This window comes from Rahnella sp. BCC 1045 (assembly GCF_019049615.1).
GTDB lineage: Bacteria > Pseudomonadota > Gammaproteobacteria > Enterobacterales > Enterobacteriaceae > Rahnella > Rahnella contaminans.
The window spans coordinates 107,758-123,687 of sequence record NZ_JAFMOZ010000139.1; the positions used below are offsets into that span (position 1 = coordinate 107,758).

The window sequence follows — 15,930 nt, forward strand, 5'->3', positions numbered from 1 at the left end:
GCGGCTATAAACCGCCGTTATGACTGTGGAATCGTTAAGGTTTGGCCGAGCTGCACCTCGCCAGACTTCATGTGATTCGCCGTTTTGATGTCATTCATGCTGACACCGTATTTGCTCGCTATCGCGGAAAGCGTGTCGCCGCGTTTCACCGTATGTTTTGCCGGTTTCTTCGTTGCTTTGGCCGTCGTAGCAGAAGCGCGCGATGACGATGCTGTAGAAGTGCGGGTGCCAGCTGGCACTTTCAATCTCTGGCCGACCCAGACGCCATCTTTTTTCAATTTATTCAGGTCACGCAGCGCCGCGTTGGTCGTTCCGTAGCTACTGGCAATGCCGGTCAGCGTCTCACCACGGGTGACTTTGTGGATTTGCGTTGCCCCGCCGGAAGCCGCAGTGGCTTCAATCGGGCCAGGCTGACTGACGGAAGAACTGGCTGATGTATCGCTTCCCGCTACGCTATCACTTGCCGCCGATGCTGATGCCAGCAGCGGACGGTTTTCGACCTTTGGGCCGTTTTGTATCGGATGCGACTGGAAATAATTACGCAGGCCAATGTGAATGGCTCGTGCAATTTTATCCTGGTACGCGCTGCTGCCCAGCAGCCGCTCCTCGGTTGAGTTACTGATAAAGCCGGTTTCTACCAGCAGAGACGGGATATCCGGAGAACGGAGTACGCCTAAACTGGCGTGTTCCGGTTTGGCTTTGTGTAGCGAGCCGACCGAGCGAAGTTCCCGTAAAACGCGGGTCGCCACGTCATAACCCACGCGCTGGGAATGGCCGAACTGTAAATCCAGAACCGCCTGGCTCAGGTAAGGGTCAGACGCAGTATTCGCCAGTACATCGCCTGCACCGCCGAGCAATTCTGATTGTTTCTCGTGTTGTTCCAGCCAGTTACCCATTTCGCTGTTCGCGCGACGGTTAGACAGAACCCACACCGACGCCCCGCGCGCACTGCGGCTTGGCGCCGCATCGGCGTGAATGGAGACCAGAACGTTGGCGTTTTTCTTACGCGCCACGTCAGAACGCCCCATAACGGAAATGAAATAGTCGCCGTCGCGGGTCAGCACCGGTTTGAACATCGGGTCGGCGTTGAGCAATGTCTGAAGCTTGCGGGCAATAGCGATAGTGACATTTTTTTCTTTCAGGCCGCCGCCGCCAATAGCGCCCGGATCCTGCCCGCCGTGACCGGCGTCGATCGCGACAATAATTTTACTGTCGCTGGTGGAAACAGTGGAAGAACGTGAGTTGTCCGGCGCGACGGTGGTAGCGATAACTTTCGTCTGATCATTGGTAAACGGATTCGATTTTTGCGAGGCGTCTGGCGTGACGGTAGCATTCGGCGACGGCGTATTGGTGACCGTGGAAACCGGCGCATTGCGGCGCGGTGCGGCCGATGCATTCATGGTCAGCACAACGGTGTACTGGCTGCCGTCTTTTTGTTTCGTCGCGTTGGTTCTGACTTTCTGATTCAGTTCAAAAACCAGACGCTGACTTTGCGCATTCGGCGGCGTACTCGCACGCACGCGGGTCACCAGATTCTGGCCGTTAAATGTCAGCGGCAACCCTTTCATCACGCCATCCTGACGGATATCCATGACAACGCGTTCGGGGTTATGCAGCGGAAAAAAAGAATAATCCGGCGAGCCGTCAAAGGTAATCGTCACCGTCGACTGCATTGCGCCATTGGAAACATTGATGTTTTTCATACCAGCCGCCAGTGCGGCGGACGGAATCAAAACAACAAAAAGCAGCAGCGTCGACAAAAGTATTGCCGCTGAATGGAAAAGAGAGGTGAAGCGTAAGTTCATCGCGCGGTCATCCTTGCTGTTGAACACGATGCAATAACGTAACACCGGCTTGCGACACTGCGACCAGTTTCGCCGTGCGCGCCAGAGGCTGCTCCTGCGATGAATAGTCCAGCGTCAGTTCAATATCCGGCTCGGGTAAAATACCTGCGCCTTTCTGCGGCCATTCCACCAGACAAATGGAATCCTGCGCGAAATAATCACGGATCCCCATAAATTCCAGTTCCTCCGGATCGGCAAGGCGATATAAATCAAAATGATAAACAGCGATATTGCTCAACTGATAAGGCTCAACCAGCGTATAGGTCGGGCTTTTCACGTTGCCCTGATGCCCTAATGCCTGAAGAAAACCCCGGCTAAAGGTCGTTTTACCGGCGCCCAGATCACCATAAAGATGGATAACCGCAGAGCCTTCGCAGGCTTTCGCCAGTGAAGCACCTAATTGCAGCGTCGCTGCTTCGTCGGGTAAAGAGATATTAAGTTGATTCATTCAGATATCTGTTTCTTCAGGTCTGGATTAACTAACGGGGGAATCACCGCTAAAAGATCAGTCGCCAGCATACCGCGCGTTCCCTGCCGGTGGGCGATTTCGTCCGCAGCTGCGCCATGAACTACTGTGCCCGCGCAGGCCGCATCATATACATCGAGTTTTTGAGCCAGTAATCCGCCGATAATACCAGAAAGTACGTCGCCCATGCCGCCCGATGCCATTCCGGCATTACCGACGTCGGCAACGGCGAGCCCGCCGCGTTCACTGGCGATCAGCGTGCCTGCGCCTTTCAGGACGACCACGCCGCCGTAGCGTTCAGTAAGTTTTCTGGCAGAAAGTAAGCGATCACTCTCAATATCCTCCACACTGCACCCGAGTAAACGAGCTGCTTCGCCGGGATGCGGTGTCAGTACGCGATTTTGCCGTTTCCCGGGATTGATTGCCAGCAGGTTAAGCGCATCGGCGTCCCATAACGCCGGTTTATCCGATTTTTCAGCCTGCTCTACCGCCTGCCTGCCCCAGTCGCGTTGTCCTAGCCCCGGACCGATGACCAGAACGTCTGCCCATTTCAGGCCTTCTTCCAGTGATTTCGCCGTGAGCTCCTGCACCATCAGTTCAGGTCTTGCCGTCAGCAATGGCCCGGCGTTTTCAATGTGAGTGAGTACTCGCACCAGACCGGCACCGGCACGCAGCGCGGCTTCAGACGCCATGCGGATGGCACCGGCAAAACCTGTGTCGCCGCCAACCACCAGCAAACGTCCATGATCGCCCTTGTGCGAACAGGGGCGACGCGGATGCAACCATTGCGCCAGCTGCGTTGCGTCCAGCCGTTGCAGGTGCGGAAGATGTCCGCCCAGCCAGCTTTGCAGCCCGAGCGGATCGCAATGCAATTTCCCGACGTAATCTCGCGCCTGGCCGGTCAGTAAGCCGGGTTTCAGGGCAATAAAGCTGAGCGTGTGCGTGGCGTGAACCGCCTGTCCGGCGGCCTGCCCGGTTTGGGCATCCAGACCCGAAGGGATATCTAAAGAAAGAACCGGAACCGGCGTCGCGTTAATGTTTCCGATGAGCCCGTCGTAGGGCGCGCGCGGTGCAGACGTCAGGCCGGTGCCCAGCAAACCATCGATTATGAGATCAATATCCTGCGGCCATTGCGTATCAGCAGCGCCGCTTTCTCCGCCCGCTTTCTCCCAGCCCAGACGCGCTGATTCTGCTTCATCAGGCAGCGGCTTGTGGCTGTCGACCGCCAGCAGCGTCACCCGAATTCCAGCCTGCTTAGCCAGACGGGCAACTTCATAACCATCGCCGCCATTATTGCCGTGCCCGCAAAATATCAGCCAGTGCCGCGCGTCAGGAAATTGGCGCTGAGCCATCAAAAAAGCCGCTTTGGCCGCGCGCTGCATCAGGGTAAACAGAGAAATCCCTGTTTCCTGCGCCGCCTGGCGCTCAGCTTTTCGCAGCCAATCAGCAGAAAACACGGAATGTGGTAAACTCGCCTCGTTTCGTTTTTCACGTTGGTTCGTCATGACACTCCCTCTCGATCTCGTTCAACTGGCTCAACATATCAAGCAATGGGGCCAATCGCTAGGCTTCCAGCAGGTCGGCATCTGCGATACAGACTTATCCGCAGAAGAGCCCAAACTCCAGGACTGGCTTGATAAACAATATCATGGCGAGATGGAATGGATGGCACGCCATGGCCTGTTGCGCGCACGCCCTCACGAGCTTTTGCCCGGCACATTGCGGGTGATCAGCGTGCGCATGAACTATTTGCCCGCCAAAGCCGCCTTCGCCAAAACCCTGAATAATCCGCTGCTCGGCTATGTCAGCCGGTATGCGCTCGGCCGTGATTATCACAAAGTGTTGCGCCAGCGGCTGAAAAAGCTCGGCGATATGATTCAGGCGTATTGCACTGAACATGCTGACCAGACCGTGACTTTCCGTCCTTTTGTCGATTCCGCCCCGGTGATGGAGCGCCCGCTGGCGGCCAAAGCCGGTCTTGGCTGGGTAGGTAAACACTCACTTATCCTCAACCGTGAATCCGGCTCCTGGTTCTTTCTCGGCGAACTGCTGATTGACCTGCCGTTGCCGGTTGATCAGTCACAGGAAGAAAAGTGCGGCAAATGCGTGGCCTGCATCACTACCTGCCCGACTGGCGCCATTATCGCGCCTTATACCGTGGATGCGCGTCGCTGCATTTCTTACCTGACGATTGAACTGGAAGGCGCGATACCCGAAGAATTCCGGCCCATGATGGGTAACCGCATCTATGGTTGTGACGATTGCCAGCTGATTTGTCCGTGGAACCGTTATTCACAACTGACGGATGAAGAGGATTTCAGCCCGCGTGCGGCGTTGCATTCGCCGGAGCTGATCGCATTATTTGGCTGGACGGAAGAGAAGTTTCTGCGCATCACCGAAGGCTCGCCTATCCGCCGTATCGGTCATTTGCGCTGGCTGCGGAATATTTCGGTGGCCCTGGGCAATGCGCCCTGGTCGGAACAGGTGCTGGACGCGCTGAATTCACGCGCAGGTGAAAATCCGCTGCTGGATGAACATATTGAATGGGCAATCCGGCAACAAACCGAAAGAAGAAATGAACATCGTATTGAAGTGCAAACTTCGCAGCAGAAACGGCTGATTCGTGCTGTTGAAAAAGGTTTGCCAAGGGATGCATAACAAATCCCAAATCACATTACCAGATAAGCTATATTTTCTGTGCATAAAAATAAAAATGCTTTGCCAATCAATTGCAAAAAAAAGAGCAAGTGATCGTCATAACGTTTTGTTATAAATTTATTTTTAATAAAATCAAATAATTATGAATTGGCAATATGGGCAGCACAAAAAACGGACAGTGTAAAAAAACAGCTAAACCTGTGGATAAGTCTGTTTAAAAAATTACTACAAACCGTGTAATGATCGTCTGAATCACGCACAAAATATGCACGAAAACGCTGCTGAGAAATGAAAGTAAACCGAAGAAGAAAATTGGAGCGGGAAACGAGACTCGAACTCGCGACCCCGACCTTGGCAAGGTCGTGCTCTACCAACTGAGCTATTCCCGCTCTGCGCACTCAACGAAATTCTTCATCGGTACGGGGTGCGCATTATACGAGAAATCCTTTTAGCCGCAAGCCCCTGAAAGCAAAAAAACGTTTTTTTTGTTCAAGTGCTGATTAAAACAGCAAACCGGCGATTTAAGAAGCGAAACACGGTGATTTCGTGCTTCGCACCGCAGTAAAAAAGATTTCAGGTATTTTAGAGATTAATAAAATGATCGCGGTAATACGCCAGTTCAGCCACGGATTCACGAATATCATCCAATGCCTGATGCGTGTTTTGCTTCTTAAAGCCGCTCAGCACTTCCGGTTTCCAGCGGCGCGCCAGTTCTTTCAGGGTGCTGACATCCAGATAACGGTAGTGGAAGTAGGTTTCAAGCTCCGGCATGTACTTAAACAGGAAACGACGATCCTGCCCGACGCTGTTGCCACAAATTGGCGATTTACCTTCCGGTACCCACTCGCGCAGGAACTCAATCGTCTTTTGCTGCGCGGCATTATCGTCAAACGGACTGGCTTTCACACGATCGACCAGACCACTACCGGTGTGCGTACGGACATTCCAGTCGTCCATTAGCGCCAGTTGTGCGTCAGACTGATGAACTGCCATCACCGGGCCTTCAGCCAGAATGTTCAGATGCGCGTCGGTGACCAGCGTCGCAATTTCAATAATACGGTCTCGCTCAGGATCCAGACCGGTCATCTCAAGGTCGATCCAAATCAAATTCGAGTCATTTGCAGCCATGATGCGTCCTATTACAATGAAAGAGATATAGCTGGTATCATAGACGTTTTGGTCGCACCGAGCGATTAAAGCCAGTCAAGTGAGGCGCAGTGACTAAGTCAAAACTGTCTAAAGGGCAACAACGTCGCGTTCAGACTAACCACCAGCGTCGTCTGACACAGACCGACAAACGGAAAGAGCTGGACGATTCTCTGCACGGCGAACCGCAGGACGGCATCGTCATCAGCCGTTTCGGGATGCATGCGGACGTTGAAGCGGCCGACGGCAGCCAGCACCGTTGCAACATCCGCCGTACCATCCGATCACTGGTCACCGGTGACCGCGTCGTCTGGCGCAAAGGCGAAAACGACAGCGTTAAAGGTATCGTTGAGGCGGTACATGAGCGCACGTCCGTCCTGACGCGTCCTGATTTCTACGACGGCGTGAAACCGATCGCCGCCAACATCGACCAGATCGTCATTGTTTCCGCCATCCTGCCAGAGCTGTCTCTGAACATTATCGACCGCTATCTGGTGGCCTGCGAAACCGTAGAAGTTGAGCCGCTGATTGTACTCAACAAAATTGACCTGCTTGATGACGAAGGCCGTAAATTCGTCGAAGGCATGATGGACATCTACCGCAAGATTAATTACCGCGTGCTTGAAGTTTCAAGCCAGACCGGTGAAGGCATGCCGGCGTTTGAAACCGCGCTGACGGATCGCATCAGTATCTTTGCCGGTCAGTCCGGCGTGGGGAAATCCAGCCTGCTGAATGCCCTGCTTCCGCCGGAAGAAAAACAGATCGTGGTGAACGAAGTCTCCGATAACTCCGGTCTGGGCCAGCACACGACGACCGCAGCCCGCCTTTACCACTTCCAGCGCGGCGGCGATGTTATCGATTCCCCTGGCGTGCGTGAATTTGGTCTTTGGCATCTCGCGCCAGAGCAAATCACACAAGGCTTTGTCGAATTCCGCCCTTTCCTCGGCTATTGCAAATTCCGCGACTGCAAACACGGCAGCGATCCGGGCTGTGCAATCCGTGATGCGGTCGATCGCGGCGAAATCGCGGAAGAGCGTTTCGACAACTACCATCGCATTCTGGAAAGTATGGAAGACGTAAAAACGCGTAAAAACTTCGACGCGCTTTAATGTTAAGCCATTGAGCTAAAAGGTTAAGGGCAAGCGGGTGAAGTTAACGGAAGTTGAACCGATGATTTCACCCCGTTACAATCCTCCACCTTAAAACACTGTGCGGCCGTCAAAAAGACGGCCTCCTGCAAAATGGCCGGATAAAACCGGTCATTCATACCATCCAAGAGGTTTTCCCGTGCTGGACAGTATCAAAATCAAACTCCAATATTTACTTCCTAAACAAGGATTAACCCGTCTGGCAGGCTGGGGCGCAGATAAACGCGCGGCCACGCTGACGCATTGGGTCATCAAAGCTTTCGCCCGTTTCTACAGCGTAGACATGAAAGAAGCGCAGAACCCGGATCTCAAATCGTACGCCACCTTCAATGAATTCTTTGTCCGTCCGCTGCGTGATGGCGCGCGTCCGGTGATCAGCGGTCTGGATATGCTTTGCCTGCCCGCCGATGGCGCAGTCAGCCAGTTAGGCGCGATTACCGATGGCAAACTGTTCCAGGCAAAAGGCCATTTCTACAGCCTCGAGGCGTTGCTGGCCGGAAATTATCTGCTGGCTGAAAAATTCAAAGAAGGCCAGTTCGCCACGATTTATCTGGCGCCGCGCGACTACCACCGCGTGCATATGCCGTGCGGCGGCGTGCTGCGCGAAATGATTTACGTGCCCGGCGATTTGTTCTCCGTGAACCCGCTAACGGCGGCCAACGTCCCGAACCTGTTTGCCCGTAACGAACGCGTCATCTGCGTATTTGATACTGAATTTGGCCCGATGGTGCAGATTCTGGTCGGCGCGACCATCGTGGGCAGCATTGAAACCGTGTGGGCAGGCTGCGTCACGCCGCCGCGCGAAGGCATTATCAAACGCTGGACATACCCGACCGCTGGCGAAGAAGGCGCGATTGCGCTGGAAAAAGGCCAGGAAATGGGACGTTTCAAACTGGGCTCAACCGTGATCAATCTGTTTGCTGCAAACCAGATCCGCTTTATGCCGCAACTGAGCAACGGCACCGTCACACGCATGGGCGAACCGTTTGCTGAAGCGCTGCGTACACCGGCATCAGCAACGGCTGAACCTGTGGTACCAGAAGTAATTGTCACTCCGGAAGCACCTGTCATCGCAGAAACGCCGGCAGGTGTGGCCACAGCTGAACCACAAGCGCCTAAAGACTACTGAGTACGCGTTAAACCACCGAAAAGGAATTGACCAAGTGCGCCTGATCCCCGCCCTGCTGATGAGTTTATTGCTGGCTCTGCCTCTGGTGGCGACAGCAACCCCGACCGAAGATCAGCTCAAACAAGAACTGAAACAGGCGGAAGCCAATAAAGAAATGGCCAATCAGACGCAGGTGGTTGAGGCGCTGCAAAGTGCGCTCAACTGGCTGAATGAGATGAATGTTTCGGTCGGGCGCACTACGCAATATCAGACGGTCATCGATGATTTTCCGAAACTGACTCAGGCGCTGCGCCTCGAGCTGCAAAATCAGCCCGAAAAGCCGCCTGCCGTTGATGACAGCATTCCTGCCGCGCAGCTTGAGCAGCAGATTTTGCAGATCAGCAGCCAGCAGCTGGAAGAAACCCGCCAGCTGCGTCAGGAGCAGGATCGTTTCCGCGATATCAGCGATTCGGTCAGCCAGATCCCCCAACAACAAACTGAAGCCCGGAATGCGCTCAGCGATATTGAGCAGCGCATGCAGGCGGCCACGGCGGCGGCGCCATCTTCACCCCTGGCGCAGGCTCAGCTCAGCGCGCTTCAGGCTGAATCGGCGGCACGCAAAGCCAAGGTTGATGAACTGGAGCTGGCGCAGCTTTCTGCCAATAACCGGCAGGAACTGTCACGACTTCGCGCCGATCTCTACAAAAAACGCGCCGATTTTCTCGATCAGCAATTGCAGGCTTTACGCAACATGCTCAACAACCAGCGCCAGCGCGAAGCTGAACAGGCACTGGAAAAAACCGAGCAGTTAGCTGAACAAAGCGGTGAGCTTCCGCATTCCATCAGCCAGCAGTTGCAGTCGAACCGCGAGCTGTCGCTGGCGCTGAATCAGCAGGCGCAGCGCATGGATCTGATTTCCTCGCAGCAGCGTCAGGCTGCCGCGCAGACACAACAGGTTCGCCAGGCGATTAACACTATCCGCGAACAGGCGCAGTGGCTGGGCGCGTCGAATCTGCTGGGCGAAACGCTCCGGGCGCAGGTTTCCCGTCTGCCGGATATGCCTAAACCGCAACAGCTTGACCGCGATATGGCGCAGCTGCGCGTTCAGCGTCTGCACTATGAAGATTTACTGGATAAGCAGGCAATTTACCGTCAGGGACGTCAGGACGACGGCAAACCGCTGACGGTGGCGCAGCAAAAAATTCTTGATGCTCAGTTGCGGACGCAGCGTGATTTACTCAATTCGCTGCTCTCCGGCTGCGATACGCAAATTCTTGAACTGACCAAACTGAAAGTCGCCAACAGCCAGCTGGTGGAAGCGCTGAATGACGTACATGATGCCGCGCACCGTTATCTGTTCTGGGTCGCCGACGTCAGCCCGATTGGTTTTTCCTATCCGGTGCAGGTCGCACATGACCTGAAACGTCTGGTGTCGCTCGATTCCCTGAGCCAGCTGGGCGGCGCGTCGATGATGATGATCACCAGCAAAGAAACGCTGCTGCCACTGTTTGGCGCGCTGATCCTGGTGATTGTCAGTATCAGCTCACGCAAACACTATTACGCGTTTCTGGCGCGTGCCAGCAGCAAGGTCGGCAAAGTCACCCAAGACCATTTCTCACTGACGATGCGCACGGTGTTCTGGTCAATTCTGGTCGCAATGCCGTTGCCCGTACTGTGGGCGGCGCTGGGCTTCGGGCTGCAAAGTGCGTGGCCTTATCCGATTGCGGTCGCCATTGGTGATGGCGTGACGGCAACGCTGCCGATCCTCTGGGCGTTTATGGTCAGCGCCGCGCTTGCCCATCCTCAGGGGCTGTTTGTCGCGCACTTTGGCTGGCCTCAGCGCGCCGTTTCGCGGGCGTTACGCTATTACGCCCTGTCAATCTGGGTACTGGTGCCGCTGATTATGGCGCTGATTACCTTCGATAATCTCAATGATCGCGAGTTCTCCAATACGCTGGGTCGCCTGTGTTTTGTTATTCTCTGTCTGGTGGTTGCGCTGGTGACGCACAGCCTGAAACGCGCGGGCATTCCGCTGTACCACGATAAACACGGCAACAGCGAAAACGTCCTCAATAATACGCTGTGGTGGATGTTACTGGGCGCACCCGTTGTGGCCGCGCTGGCCTCGCTGATGGGCTTCCTGGCCACATCACAGGCTCTGCTGGCGCGTCTGGAAACCTCGGTTGCCATCTGGTTTGTTCTGCTGGTGATTTATCACATTATCCGCCGCTGGATGCTCATTCAGCGCCGCCGTATTGCTTTTGAGCGTGCAAAACAGCGCCGTGCAGAAATGCTGAACCAGCGCGCTCGCGGTGAAGAAGAGGGACATCAGACCAGCAGCAGTAACGAAGGCACGGTGGAAATCGAAGAACCGGTGGTCGATCTGGATGCGATCTCCGCGCAGTCATTGCGGCTGGTGCGATCCCTGCTGACGTTGATCGCGCTGATCTCGGTGATCTTCCTGTGGTCGGAAATCCATTCCGCGTTTTCTTTCCTGGAAAATATTCATCTGTGGCAGGTTTCCTCGACCGTTCAGGGCGTGGAAAGCATGCAGCCGATCACGCTCGGATCCGTGTTGATCGCCATTCTGGTGCTGATTATTACTACACAGCTGGTGCGTAATTTACCCGCCCTGCTGGAACTGGCACTGCTGCAACATCTGGAGCTGACGCCGGGCACCGGTTACGCCGTGCTGACTATCACCAAATACGTTTTACTGCTGATTGGCGGGCTGGTGGGCTTTTCACTTATCGGGATCGAATGGGCAAAACTGCAATGGCTGGTTGCCGCGCTGGGTGTCGGGCTGGGCTTTGGTTTGCAGGAAATTTTTGCCAACTTCATTTCCGGCCTGATCATTCTGTTCGAAAAACCGATCCGTATCGGCGATACCGTCACCATCCGCAACCTGACCGGCAGCATCACGAAAATCAATACGCGCGCCACGACGATTGCCGACTGGGACCGCAAAGAAATTATCGTGCCGAACAAGGCCTTTATCACCGAGCAGTTCATCAACTGGTCGCTTTCCGATTCCGTCACGCGTGTCGTACTGACCGTCCCGGCGCCTTCAGAGGCCAACAGTGAAGAAGTGACTCAAATCCTGCTTAACGCCGCACACCGTTGTTCACTGGTGCTGGATATGCCTGCGCCGGAAGCGTACCTGGTGGATTTACAACAGGGTATTCAGATCTTCGAGCTGCGTATGCATGCCGCCGAAATGGCGCACCGTATGCCGCTTCGCCACGAAATCCATCAGCTGATTCTGGCCGGATTCCGCGAGCACGGCATCACGCTGCCGTTCCCTCCGTTCCAGGTCCGTATGGAGACGCTGCACCGTGCGCAGAATGGCAATAATGCGACGTTTACCAGCAGCAGCGGCAGTGGTCGCAGCGGTAACAGCTCGCGCTCGCCGGGCGATTTGTAATACCGGTTTTAAAAAATAAGCGGGGCAGATTTTCTCTGCCCCTGAATCCATTGTTTTACAGATCTGCGATCAGCGCCGCCGCTGCTTTACGGTGCTGAGAAATCAGCGATTTGATATCCATCCCGACAATCTGTCCGTCAATCACCCGCCATTTTCCGCCAACCATCACGCGATCAGCCCGTTCTGCCCCGCACAACAGCAGCGCGGAAACCGGATCATGGCTGCCGCTGAAACGTAATTCATCCAGCCGGAAAAGCGCCAGATCCGCCTGCTTCCCGACCGCGATTTGCCCGATATCATCACGCCCGATAAGCTTCGCCGAACCGCGCGTTGCCCAGCCTAAAACTCTTTCCGGCGTGACGTATTCCGCGCCATATTTAAGACGTTGCAGGTAAAGCGCCTGACGCGCTTCATACATCAGATTCGATGCATCGTTAGACGCTGAACCGTCCACGCCCAAACCGATGGGGACGCCTGCCGCTTCAAGGTCGCGCGTCGGACACATGCCGGACGCCAGGCGCATATTCGACACAGGACAATGGCAGATCCCGGTTCCTGCAGCGCCAAGCCGCTGAATTTCGTCCGCATTGAAATGAATGCCGTGCGCCAGCCACGTCCGGTCATTCAGCCAGCCGACGCTTTCCAGATAATCCACCGTGCGCAGCCCGAACATTTTCAGGCAGAACGCTTCTTCATCCAGCGTTTCCGCCAGATGAGTGTGCAGCCGGACGTCTTCGCGCTGCGCCATAGCGGCGCTTTCGCGCATAATGTCCGTGGTCACGGAAAACGGTGAGCACGGCGCCAGCGCAATCTGCATCCACGCCCCGTCGCCGCGCTGGTGATAACGGTCAATCAGCCGCTGGCTGTCGTGCAAAATTGCTTCTCCCGATTGCACCGTCTGCTCCGGCGGTAAACCTCCCTGCTCTTCTCCGAGGCTCATCGAGCCGCGCGTCAGAAGAGCACGCATCCCCAGTTCGCGGACGACCTCAACCTGCACATCAATCGCCTCTTCCATTCCCTGCGGGAACAGATAATGGTGGTCAGTCGTGGTGGTACAGCCGGAAAGCAACAGTTCGGCCATCGCCACCCGGCTGGCGAGCCCCAGCGCTTCAGGCTGCAAACGCGCCCAGACCGGATACAGTTTTTGCAACCACGGAAACAGCGGCACGTTAACCACGGGCGCCCAGGCCCGGGTCAGCGTCTGATAAAAATGATGATGGGTATTGATGAGGCCGGGCATAAGTACACAGCCGGTGGCATCGGCAATCTGATCAACCGGCTGTGAGGGTAACTGGCCGCATGCCAGAACTTCAGCGATCGTGGAGCCTTCGACGACGATACCGCCGCGGGCATCGAGTTCATTGGCGGTAAATACCGCCAGCGGATTTTTAATCCAGGTGCGTTGCAAAGACATAACTGACTTCCTCTTCATGAATTCAAAAGTGAGTCAGCTCAGTTATGCCCTGTCTGCTGATCCAGGGGCTCACGCGCGCGCGGGGAACGTTAGTGAACTTTCACCTCTTCTGCCACGGCAATAGCGCGCTCTGCAGGCATCAGCAGATTCAGCAGGATGGCGATCACGCCACCGCTGGTGACTGCGTGGCCGAAGATATTCCCCACAATCGGCGGGAACTGCGCCAGAACATCGGGCACCGCTTCAATGCCCAGACCGATGCCAAAGGAAATCGCGATAATTAACATTTCGCGGCGGCCAACAGGCGACTGCGTCATGATACGAATGCCCGCGGCGACCACGCTGCCAAACATCACCAGCGTCGCGCCACCCAGCACCGGCGCAGGGATTTGCTGCAAGACTTCGCCGATAAACGGGAACAGCCCGAGCAACACCAGAACGCCTCCGATGTACATCCCGACATAACGGCTGGCGACGCCGGTCATCTGGATCACGCCGTTGTTCTGCGCAAAAGTGGTATTCGGGAAGGAAGAAAACGCCGCAGCAATAATGCAGCTGACGCCATCGGCCAGGATCCCGCCCTTCAGGCGCTTGCGGAAACTTTCCCCTTCAATGGGCTGCTGCGACAACATACAGTTCGCCGTCAAATCGCCGACCGCTTCCAGAATACTGATAAACGACACCAGCGCGATTGGCACGAAAATGATCCAGTCAAACTTGAAGCCAAAACGGAACAACTGCGGCAGCGCAAACCCGTCGCCCTGCAACGGTTTAAGCGGCAAATGTCCGGTCAGGGCAGCCGCGATACACCCGACAATAATCCCTAATACTATCGATGAAAGGCGCAGCCAGCGTACATTAATGCGGTTACATACGACGATCACCAGCAGCGTCAGCGCGCCCAGCGCCAGATTGACCGGCGCACCGAAATTCGCCGCACCGTGCCCGCCCGCCCAGTCTGTAATACTGACTTTAATCAGGCTGATGCCAATCAGGGCAATGACCGTTCCGCTGACCAGCGGGGTAAACACGCGGCGCATCTGCCCGATAAACCGGCTGACCAGAAGCGGAATAAACGCCGCGACAAAGTTCACGCCAAAAATCATCGCCATGATGTCTTCAGGCGAGCCCCCGCGGCTTTTCACCAGCATTCCTCCGGACAGAATCACACCCAGAAATGCAAAACTGGTGCCTTGCAGGCAAATCATCCCCGCGCCCACCGACATAAACCGGCGCGCCTGAATGAACGTCCCGATGCCGGAAGCCAGCAGCGACATACTGATGAGATAAGGGAGATACGCATTCAGCCCGAGCACCGAACCGATAATCAGCGGCGGAGTAATAATCCCCACCACGCTCGCGAGGACATGCTGGATGGCCGTGAAAAATGCCGGTGCCGGTGCAATACGCGCCTCCAGACCATAAAGAAGTTCTTTGTCGCCAGATTCAGACATAACGGGATCCCAGAGCTGATTGAGTAGTTATCCTGTAATGCATAAATCAGGCCAGCGGAGAGAAAATTTGCGTTAAATCGTTGAGGAGCCAGCAGGATTGCGGGTTCGCGCCGGGGTGTCATCCCTGAAACTTTAAAATCAGTGTTACGCGATTTAGGTACTTTTGTTTCACTAAAGGAGCAATTTTAATGTTATTGCACAATCACAGGGCAGGGAAAGGAGGCATGGCGAGAAAGAAAGATAATCCTGACCCGAGGGCCAGGATTGGGGAAAACAGACTCAGGCGCGTGTGACCGGGAAAGCCAGCACTTCGCTCAGGCTGCCCGCGCCCAGCGCAATCATAATCAGACGATCAACGCCCAGCGCCACACCGGAGCATTCCGGCATGCCATGTTCCAGAGCATCCAGCAGATTGTTATCGATAGGATGCTGAGGTAAACCGCGCGCGGCGCGTTTACGGTTATCCTGCTCGAAACGCTGGCGCTGTTCGCGACCATCGGTCAGTTCGCGGAAACCGTTCGCCAGTTCGATGCCTTTGTAATACACCTCAAAACGCTCAGCAACGCGGTGATCTTCGGTGCTGATTTCCGCCAGAGATGCCTGCGTCGCCGGGAAGTGGTACACAAAAGTCGGCTTGTCGCGGCCAATATGCGGTTCGACACCCATCGTAAACAGTAACTGCAATAAGGTGTCGCGGTCTTCTTCGGTATCCGCGATATTTGATAAATCCAGCTTCGCGGCAACTTCACGCAGTTCGGTTTTATCCGCAGACAACGGATCCACGCCCAGATGGCGCGTAAACGCCTGCTGATAGGACAGGGTTTCTGCCGTATCGCAATCGAGCACCTGTTGCAGCAGATCGTCCACTTCATTCATCAGGCGGTACATGTCATAACGCGGACGATACCATTCCAGCATGGTGAATTCAGGGTTGTGATGGATACCGGCTTCTTCGTTACGGAAGCTGCGCCCCATCTGGTAAATCGGCCCGCTGCCCGCAGCCAGCAGACGTTTCATGTGATATTCCGGGCTGGTCATCAGATACAAAGTCATGCCATCAGCCGCACCCGGCCCGACAAAACGCGTGTCAAAAGGCACCAGATGGATGTCGGTCACCGTGGCCTGGCTCATGGCCGGCGTTTCCACTTCCAGCACGCCGCGATCGGAAAAAAAACGTCGAATCTCAGCGAGAATGGCCGCACGCTTCAACAAATTGGCGACAGGAGCACTGGGTTGCCAGCTTGCCGTTTCGCTCATGGTGATTTACT

The 15,930-nt window shown here is 55.3% G+C and carries 11 protein-coding genes and 1 tRNA gene; 4 read left to right on the top strand and 8 right to left on the bottom strand.

Going from position 1 to position 15,930, the window contains the following annotated elements; translation table 11 throughout:
* Positions 1–17 precede the first annotated feature (17 nt).
* Genes amiB through nnr form a run of 3 tightly spaced genes read right to left on the bottom strand, consistent with a single transcriptional unit; the run spans position 18 to position 3,815 of the window.
* Positions 18–1,805, bottom strand: a complete 1,788-nt coding sequence (amiB, locus tag J1782_RS20600) for an N-acetylmuramoyl-L-alanine amidase AmiB (protein WP_217153826.1) — start codon at positions 1,803–1,805, stop codon at positions 18–20.
* 7 nt (positions 1,806–1,812) lie between these two features.
* Complete coding sequence (tsaE, locus tag J1782_RS20605; protein ID WP_217153827.1) at positions 1,813–2,292, bottom strand: tRNA (adenosine(37)-N6)-threonylcarbamoyltransferase complex ATPase subunit type 1 TsaE; 480 nt, start codon at positions 2,290–2,292, stop codon at positions 1,813–1,815.
* A complete protein-coding gene (gene nnr / locus J1782_RS20610) occupies positions 2,289–3,815 on the bottom strand; it encodes a bifunctional ADP-dependent NAD(P)H-hydrate dehydratase/NAD(P)H-hydrate epimerase (RefSeq protein ID WP_217153828.1) in 1,527 nt (508 codons plus the stop codon). Before nnr ends, tsaE begins: the two co-directional genes overlap by 4 nt.
* Between nnr and queG the strand changes: the two genes are divergently transcribed.
* A complete protein-coding gene (gene queG, locus J1782_RS20615; RefSeq protein ID WP_165058820.1) occupies positions 3,814–4,968 on the top strand; it encodes a tRNA epoxyqueuosine(34) reductase QueG in 1,155 nt (384 codons plus the stop codon). The two genes, nnr and queG, sit on opposite strands and share 2 nt — an antisense overlap.
* A 313-nt stretch (positions 4,969–5,281) precedes the next feature.
* Here queG and J1782_RS20620 read toward each other — a convergent pair.
* Together J1782_RS20620 and orn are read right to left on the bottom strand one after the other, a co-directional pair.
* Positions 5,282–5,357: transfer RNA gene (locus J1782_RS20620), tRNA-Gly, on the bottom strand.
* A gap of 193 nt (positions 5,358–5,550) precedes the next feature.
* The gene (gene orn / locus J1782_RS20625; protein ID WP_152325334.1) at positions 5,551–6,096 is read right to left on the bottom strand and encodes an oligoribonuclease; all 546 of its coding nucleotides are present in this window, start codon (positions 6,094–6,096) and stop codon (positions 5,551–5,553) included.
* 89 nt (positions 6,097–6,185) lie between these two features.
* Here orn and rsgA point away from each other — a divergent pair, with 89 nt between their 5' ends.
* The 3 genes from rsgA to mscM all read left to right on the top strand — a co-directional run bounded on the left by rsgA (position 6,186) and on the right by mscM (position 11,794).
* The gene (gene rsgA / locus J1782_RS20630; protein ID WP_152325335.1) at positions 6,186–7,223 is read left to right on the top strand and encodes a small ribosomal subunit biogenesis GTPase RsgA; all 1,038 of its coding nucleotides are present in this window, start codon (positions 6,186–6,188) and stop codon (positions 7,221–7,223) included.
* 178 nt (positions 7,224–7,401) lie between these two features.
* The gene (asd, locus tag J1782_RS20635) at positions 7,402–8,391 is read left to right on the top strand and encodes an archaetidylserine decarboxylase (RefSeq protein WP_217153829.1); all 990 of its coding nucleotides are present in this window, start codon (positions 7,402–7,404) and stop codon (positions 8,389–8,391) included.
* Positions 8,392–8,425: 34 nt separating this feature from the next.
* Positions 8,426–11,794: a miniconductance mechanosensitive channel MscM gene (gene mscM / locus J1782_RS20640; protein ID WP_152325337.1), complete on the top strand. Its 3,369-nt coding sequence runs from the start codon at positions 8,426–8,428 to the stop codon at positions 11,792–11,794.
* A gap of 55 nt (positions 11,795–11,849) precedes the next feature.
* Here the strand turns inward: mscM and J1782_RS20645 are convergent, their stop codons facing one another.
* The 3 genes from J1782_RS20645 to epmA form a co-directional block, all read right to left on the bottom strand.
* Positions 11,850–13,208 (bottom strand): 8-oxoguanine deaminase, encoded by a 1,359-nt coding sequence (locus tag J1782_RS20645; RefSeq protein ID WP_217153830.1) that lies wholly within the window; start codon positions 13,206–13,208, stop codon positions 11,850–11,852.
* Positions 13,209–13,297: 89 nt separating this feature from the next.
* Positions 13,298–14,662 (bottom strand): nucleobase:cation symporter-2 family protein, encoded by a 1,365-nt coding sequence (locus tag J1782_RS20650; protein WP_165058812.1) that lies wholly within the window; start codon positions 14,660–14,662, stop codon positions 13,298–13,300.
* 279 nt (positions 14,663–14,941) lie between these two features.
* Positions 14,942–15,919, bottom strand: coding sequence for an elongation factor P--(R)-beta-lysine ligase (epmA, locus tag J1782_RS20655; RefSeq protein ID WP_152325340.1), 978 nt, complete (start codon positions 15,917–15,919; stop codon positions 14,942–14,944).
* Positions 15,920–15,930 lie beyond the last annotated feature (11 nt).